Source organism: Pseudomonas protegens, assembly GCF_003732485.1.
In the GTDB taxonomy this organism is placed as follows: Bacteria; Pseudomonadota; Gammaproteobacteria; order Pseudomonadales; family Pseudomonadaceae; genus Aquipseudomonas; species Aquipseudomonas protegens_B.
In genome coordinates this window covers 60,432-66,882 of sequence record NZ_MOAK01000070.1, presented here as the reverse complement: position 1 = coordinate 66,882, position 6,451 = coordinate 60,432, and the positions used below count along the sequence as shown (strand labels likewise).

5 protein-coding genes and 1 pseudogene are annotated in these 6,451 nt (G+C 62.2%); 4 read left to right on the top strand and 2 right to left on the bottom strand.

Annotated features, from left to right (window positions below; genetic code table 11):
• A pseudogene (locus BLX41_RS35670) lies at nt 1-639 on the bottom strand (methyl-accepting chemotaxis protein); the annotation flags it as partial.
• A gap of 53 nt (nt 640-692) precedes the next feature.
• Nucleotides 693-2,363, bottom strand: coding sequence for a response regulator (locus BLX41_RS18160; RefSeq protein WP_123726008.1), 1,671 nt, complete (start codon nt 2,361-2,363; stop codon nt 693-695).
• Nucleotides 2,364-2,651: 288 nt separating this feature from the next.
• On the opposite strand from BLX41_RS18160, the gene BLX41_RS18155 reads away from it, so the two are divergent.
• The 4 genes from BLX41_RS18155 to speA form a co-directional block, all read left to right on the top strand.
• Nucleotides 2,652-3,719, top strand: coding sequence for a DUF2333 family protein (locus tag BLX41_RS18155; RefSeq protein ID WP_123726007.1), 1,068 nt, complete (start codon nt 2,652-2,654; stop codon nt 3,717-3,719).
• A 3-nt stretch (nt 3,720-3,722) separates the two neighbouring features.
• Nucleotides 3,723-4,259: an NUDIX hydrolase gene (locus tag BLX41_RS18150; RefSeq protein WP_123726006.1), complete on the top strand. Its 537-nt coding sequence runs from the start codon at nt 3,723-3,725 to the stop codon at nt 4,257-4,259.
• A gap of 198 nt (nt 4,260-4,457) precedes the next feature.
• The gene (locus BLX41_RS18145; RefSeq protein ID WP_015634001.1) at nt 4,458-4,829 is read left to right on the top strand and encodes a translation initiation factor Sui1; all 372 of its coding nucleotides are present in this window, start codon (nt 4,458-4,460) and stop codon (nt 4,827-4,829) included.
• A 222-nt stretch (nt 4,830-5,051) separates the two neighbouring features.
• Nucleotides 5,052-6,451, top strand: a 1,400-nt coding sequence (gene speA, locus BLX41_RS18140) for a biosynthetic arginine decarboxylase (RefSeq protein WP_259744998.1), incomplete at its 3' end; no start/stop codon positions are given.

Sequence of the window (6,451 nt, the reverse complement as noted above, 5' to 3'; positions counted from 1 at the left end):
GGACTCCCCGCTGGCGGCTACTCCTAAAAAAGGCAGGGCTTCGAGCCGATCGGCTTGGGAGCGGATGTTGTTGACTTCGCGTTCGACGTCCGCGGCCAGCTCGCTGCGGCCGCTGCTCACCAGTTTGTCCCGGGCCAGGGACAACTTGCCCAGGTGTTGCGAGGCGCTCAGCAGCAGCGGCAAGTAGGCCGGAGCGTCGCCGCTCTTGGCGCCGCTGGCGTACTGGCTGAGCTGTTCGAGGTTGGCCCCCATTTCCCGTTCCGCCTGCAGCAGCAGGGCCTGGGGGTCGCCGGCCAGCTTGCCCGCGGCCAGCAGGTCGGTCCTGCTGAAGTCGTCGAGGCCGGCCAGGCTCGGGCGCAGGCTTTGCGCGAGCTGCGGCGGCAGCTCGGTCAGTTCGCCTTGCAGGGCTTCGATGGCCTGGGTCGCGCTGCTCAGGCGCAGGGCGTCACCGCTGGCCAGGTAGTCTTCGATGTTGCGCGCCACCTGGCTTTGAAACTGCTGGGACAGTCCCAGGTAGCGCTCCATCAGCAGATAGGGGCGCTCCAGGGCTCGTTGCGACCACCAGAGCGTAGCTCCCAGGGCCAGGCAGACGGCAACTAACAGCAGGGTATTGAGATTGGTCAGCAGCTTCAGGCGCATCAGGGCTCTACCAACGGCGAAAATGGTAAGTGCCTGAATTTATTGCGTTTGTATTACAAGGTTATGACCGAATCTGTGGATTCGGATGAAAAGATGGCACTTTGACTTGATTGCCGTGCGGCCTGCACCCGGTTGCGTCCGCCGTGCTTGGCACGGTACAGCGCCTCGTCCGCCTGGCTGGCCATCATCAGGCTGTCGGAGTCTTCCTGCATCTCCACCACGCCGGCGCTGAAGGTGCACCACAGGTCCTGAGGCTGGGCCGGGTAATGGATTTCGGCAAAGCGCTGGCGGATTTCGTCCAGCACTTTGCAGGCGGCGTCCTGATCGGTGTCGGGCATGACGATGGCGAACTCTTCGCCGCCGTAGCGGCCGATGAAGTCGGTCTTGCGCAGGCGCTGCTTGAGGAATAGCGCCAGGCTCTTGATCACCCGGTCGCCCATGGGGTGGCCGTGGCTGTCATTGACCCGCTTGAAGTGGTCGATGTCGAGCATGGCGAAGCTCAGCGGCTTGTCCTCGCGACGGGCGCGAAAGCTGCAGTCTTCCAGCAGTTGCAGGATGTGGGTGTGGTTGTACAGGCCGGTGAGGCTGTCACGGACCATTCGCGCCTTGAGGTTGCGAGCCCGGGCCGCGCGGTTGCGTACGGTGGTGATCAGGTGCCGCGGCTGGATGGGCTTGGTGAGGAAGTCGTCGCCGCCTTCGCTCATGGCGTCCAGTTGCTTGTCCAGGTCGTCTTCGGCGGACAGGTAGATGATCGGCACACTGACATAGCGGTCATTATGACGGATCACCTTGGCCAACTCGGTGCCGGTGCAGGCCGGCATGTACATGTCGAGGATGATCAGGTCCGGCTGGAAGTCCGCCAGCTCGGCCATGGCCTGGATCGGTTCGATCAGGGTGCGGGTGACGATCCCGGCGCTGTTGAGCAGGCGCTCGGTATGCAGGGCCTGGGCCCGGGAGTCGTCGATGATCAGCACTTTATAGGGTTCGTACTGGGCGACGCAGGTCAGCACCTCGATCTTTTCCAGCAGGCTGGAGGCTTCCAGGGTGCCGGTGAGAAACTCCTGGCCGCCGGCGCGTACTGCCGCCAGGCGAGTCGGGGTGTCGGTTTCATGCAGGCTGAAGAACAGCAGCGGCAGTTTCTGCTCCAGGCCGACCTGGGCTTCGGCCGCCAGGGTCAGGCCCGTGCCGGCGCCGCAGAAGTCCACATCGATGACGATGGCCGCCGGCAGGCGCTCGACCATGGACGAACGAAAGGCGGCGATGCTGTCCAGGGACTGGGCCGTGAGGCCAAAGAATTCCAGTTGCTTGGCCAGGCGCTCGGCCCGGTCGTGATCCTGCAACATCACGTAGATAGGTTTGCGCAACGGCGGCAGGAACGTCTGTTCCAACTGGTCGCCGTGGCGCAGGCCAGTGCGCGACAAGCGCTGCATCAAACGATTGAGGTCGGTGATCAGGTTGCTGCTCAGGCGACCGCGATTGGCATCGACTGCTTCCAGCGATTGGCTGATGCTGCGGGCCAGTTGAGTGTGTTCGGGTTGTTCGAAGCGTTCAGCAAAGCGCAGCAGGCGCAGGTTGGCTTCGCACAGTTCCGACATGTCGGTGGTGGACCATTCGCTGCGCTGCAGACGCTGCCATATCTCAAGAATCTGACGTGCCTGATGAATTACCCGCTGGGCAAAGTGGTGCTTGAGGCGCTCACGGCTGGGGTCTTCTGGCTCGGTCATATCCTGACTACTAGTTAGGGTGCATGCTGAGATCGACTGGTGGCTCTATGCTAGCACCACTTTTGTGTCCCATGAGTGTCGTACGTCAATAATGTGCAAAGCGGCGTTATTCAGTTCCTGACCGCCTGGTCGCATAGGTTCTGGAGTGTGCTTCATTTATAGTGACCGCCTGATTCGCAATCATTGCGCGGCGCGCATTTGCCGGAAGATTTATCCCGTCAAGGCAAGGCACGATGGAGTAGGGTTGTGGTCGAACCGATGAACCCAAGTGATTGAAAGGACATAGCCATGCTGGATTGGAAGAATCGCGCAGGCAGCGCGCCGGATCGTGCTGCCGAACCCAAATCGGCGACACGCAGCTATTTTGGTGGCCTGCTGTTCAGTCGTGCCCTGGCCACGTTGCTGGGCCTGTATCTGTTGGTCACTGGCGGCCTGGGCTGGTACTGGAGCCAGGAACCTGCGCTGTTCCCGGTCCAGCAGAACGCCCAGATCGCAGCCGAGAAGGAAGGCCGGCAGATGGTGGTGGGCTACACGACCGTGGAAACCCTGAAGACCGTGGTCGGTACCTTGCTGGACAAGCCGGGTGGCTATATCTCCAACGACCGTTTTCCACCGGGCCTGTGGATGGACAACATGCCAAGCTGGGAATATGGCGTGCTGGTCCAGGTTCGCGACCTGACCCGCGCCTTGCGCAAGGACTTCGCCCGCTCCCAGTCGCAGTCCGCTGAAGACGCCGACCTGGCCAAGGCCGAGCCGCGTTTCAACTTCGACAACAAGAGCTGGGTGCTGCCGTCCAGCGAGTCGGAGTACCAGGAAGGCATCAATTCCCTTAGCCGCTACCAGGCTCGCCTCTCCGATCCCAACCAGAAGACCGCGCAGTTCTATGCCCGTGCCGACAACCTCAACAACTGGTTGGGTGATGTAGGGACGCGCCTGGGCTCTCTGTCCCAGCGGCTGTCGGCCAGTGTGGGCCGGGTCAAGCTCAACACCGCGCTGAAAACCGAAGTGCCGGCTCCGGGCCAGGGCCCGCAGGTGGATGAAGAAGTGGTGGAAACCCCATGGATGCAGATCGACAACGTGTTCTACGAGGCCCGTGGCCAGGCCTGGGCGCTGTCGCACCTGCTGCGCGCGATTGAAGTGGACTTCGCCGATGTGCTGGCGAAAAAGAACGCCACGGTCAGCGTGCGTCAGATCATCCGTGAACTGGAGGCATCCCAGGAGCCGGTCTGGAGCCCGATGATTCTCAATGGCAGCGGCTTCGGCGTGCTGGCCAACCACTCGCTGGTCATGGCCAACTATATTTCCCGGGCCAACGCGGCGGTCATCGACTTGCGCCAACTGCTCAATCAAGGCTGATCCATGGTTGCAACCACCAATGAGGCGGCCCATCGCGCCGCCTCCGACGCTGAAGAGATTGCCTGGGTCGACGGCGAAGACCAGCTGCTGGGTGCCATGGTCCGCTCGGAGCTGCGCGAGCGCGGCCTGATCGGGCGTGGCACCTACATCATGCTGTTCAATTCCGCCGGTGAACTGTGCGTGCACCGGCGCACCCTGAGCAAGGCCATCTACCCGGGCTATTGGGATGTCGCCGCAGGCGGCATGGTCCTGGCGACTGAAAGCTATGCCCAATCCGCCGCCCGGGAGCTGGAAGAGGAGCTGGGGGTGAGCGGGGTCGAACTGACCGCCCACGACCACTTCTTTTTCGAGGACACCGGCAACCGCCTCTGGTGCTCGGCGTTCTCGGCCGTGTGGGACGGCCCGCTGCGTCTGCAGCCGGAAGAAGTCCTGGAAGCGCACTTCATTCCCCTGGATCAGGTGCTGCGGGAAATCCACGAAAAGCCCTATTGCCCGGACTCCCTGGCCGCCTTGCAACGCTATCTGGCGCGACGTCGTTAAAGTTGCATAAATTGACGCTGATTGGCTCTTAGCAACCGGGCTTTTTGCCGTTACACTGCGCGACTTTTCAAGCTGAACCGGCGGCGCTTGTTGCAAGCGCGCCGGGTCAGTAGCGCTGCCCCTGCCTGAGTGGGGCTTCGCGGTCGATGGCAGCGCCATATGCTTCGACCAGTCTTTGTCCTCCCAAGAGGATTGCCGGTGGCCAAAAAAGCCGCATCCTTCGCCGCCCTTGGTGGCCTGGTGTTTTCCACCGACGCAGGTCGACATTGCCCGGACTGTAGCCAGCCGGTGGCCGCCTGTATCTGCAAACAAACCGTGATTCCAGCCGGCGACGGCATTGCCCGCGTGCGTCGCGAGAGCAAGGGGCGTGGCGGCAAGACGGTGACCACCATCACCGGCGTGCCCCTGGCCGAAGACGCCCTCAAGGAGCTTGCCACCACGTTGAAGAAACGCTGTGGCACCGGTGGCGCCTTGAAGGACGGCGTCATTGAAATCCAGGGTGACCATGTCGAGCTACTCTTGGCGGAACTGGTCAAGCACGGTTTCAAGGCGAAGAAGTCCGGCGGCTAGCAGCCTCTGTGAAAACCACCTCTGACTGGATGCTGTCTTGATTGGCTCAGGACGCAGGCGTCGTCTCCATGGTTTTCACAGAGCCTGTTCATGAACGGTTTCTAAACTCGGCACGGCATGCGCGGTCTATTGCGCTTGCAGGCTAATCGTCATTTTCATTCTTTAGACTGCGCCGACCCCGGATTGGGGCGGCGCTCTATGACTTCTTTATAGGGGACTTCGATGTCCGTACGACGCACACGTAAAGACGATGGCAGCCAATGGACAGTTGCGGACAGCCGCAGTGTCTACGGGATTCGCCATTGGGGGGCCGGGTATTTCGCGATCAATGACGCCGGTCGCGTCGAAGTTCGTCCGAACGGCCCGAGCAGTTTGCCCATCGATCTGTTCGAACAAGTCGAGGAGCTGCGCAAGAGCGGCTTGTCCCTGCCTTTGCTGGTGCGTTTCCCGGACATCCTCCAGGACCGCGTGCGCCAGCTGACCGGCGCTTTCGACGCCAACATCGGCCGTCTGGAGTACCAGAGCAAGTACACCGCCCTGTACCCGATCAAGGTCAACCAGCAGGAAGCGGTGATCGAGAACATCATCGCCACCCAGAATGTTTCCATCGGCCTGGAAGCCGGCTCCAAGCCGGAGCTGCTGGCGGTCCTGGCCCTGGCGCCCAAGGGCGGCACCATCGTCTGCAACGGCTACAAGGATCGCGAGTTCATCCGCCTGGCGCTGATGGGCCAGAAGCTCGGTCACAATGTATTCATCGTCATCGAGAAAGAGTCCGAAGTGGGCCTGGTGATCGAGGAAGCGGCGTCCCTCAAGGTCAAGCCACAAGTGGGCCTGCGGGTGCGCCTGTCGTCCCTGGCTTCGAGCAAATGGGCCGACACCGGTGGTGAAAAGTCCAAGTTCGGCCTGTCGGCGGCGCAACTGCTGTCGGTGGTGGAGCGTTTCCGCGCCGCCGGCCTGGACCAGGGCATCCGCCTGCTGCACTTCCACATGGGCTCGCAGATCGCCAACCTGGCGGACTACCAGCACGGTTTCAAGGAAGCTATCCGCTACTACGGCGAATTGCGCAACCTCGGCCTGCCGGTGGACCACATCGACGTCGGCGGCGGCCTCGGCGTGGATTACGACGGTACCCACTCGCGCAACGCCAGCTCGATCAACTACGACATGGACGACTATGCCGGCGTGGTGGTGGGCATGCTCAAGGAGTTCTGCGATGCGCAGAACCTGCCGCACCCGCACATCTTCTCCGAGAGTGGCCGTTCCCTGACCGCCCACCACGCCATGCTGGTGGTGCAGGTCACCGACGTCGAGAAGCACAACGACGACGTGCCGAAGATCGAGAACAAGGAAGAGCTGCCGGAAACCGTGCAATGGCTGGTGGACCTGCTGGGTCCGACCGACATCGAGATGGTCACCGAAACCTACTGGCGCGCCACTCACTACATGAGCGACGTGGCGGCCCAGTACGCTGACGGCAAGCTGACCCTGGCCGAGAAAGCCCTGGCCGAGCAGTGCTACTTCGCGGTGTGCCGTCGCCTGCACAACTCGCTCAAGGCGCGGCAGCGTTCCCACCGCCAGGTGCTGGACGAACTCAACGACAAGCTGGCCGACAAGTACATCTG